The sequence below is a fragment of the Blautia sp. DFI.1.216 genome, assembly GCF_020594215.1.
Classification (GTDB): Bacteria; Bacillota; Clostridia; order Lachnospirales; family Lachnospiraceae; genus Blautia_A; species Blautia_A wexlerae.
Genome location: NZ_JAJDML010000164.1, coordinates 1 through 592 on the forward strand (window position 1 = coordinate 1; position 592 = coordinate 592).

1 protein-coding gene is annotated in these 592 nt (G+C 38.3%); it reads right to left on the reverse strand.

Annotated elements, in window-relative coordinates:
* Nucleotides 1–592, reverse strand: a 592-nt coding sequence (locus LJE11_RS19240) for an IS110 family transposase (protein WP_227296418.1), incomplete at both ends; no start/stop codon positions are given.

The following is a 592-nucleotide window of genomic DNA, read 5'->3' on the forward strand; positions in this document are numbered from 1 at the left end:
ATCCCTTTAAACTGCATGACAATTGAGTATTCAGGAAGCTTTGAGGCAGTCTCGTTCATGAGAGTGCGTATTGTTTCGACAGTAACGGAAGTACTGTTGAGCTGATCGATAGCTTGTCTGATGATATGTTTGGTTATTTCATTCTTAGGAAATACTGGAACAAGTTCCTTTGTTTTGGTGTAAATTTCTTCCGCTTTTGATTTATTGAAGGCATATTTTTTGCGCTTGCACCAGTTCTGATAATGTTCAACAAAAGCGTTTAGAGACATTTTACGAATGCAATCTACATGCCAGTATGTAGAGACAAAATCAACCCATTTCTGGGAACCATCACTGCGGGTGGGACTATTGAAATAAGTATTTGCATTTGGATAGGTCTGGTCAATGAGGCCAATAAGATTATTTTTCATAGCCGTTTTTTGTTTCACATAGAAATGGAACTGACGATTCATGACCTTTAGCTGAGCGCGTAATTCATCTGTAATACTATACGGTTCAAGACTTTGCCATTTGTCAAGAGCGTAGCGGGCAATCTTGACAGAATCAGCTTTGTCGGACTTGATTTTGCGAAGAGAATCGTTATTAAAATCTT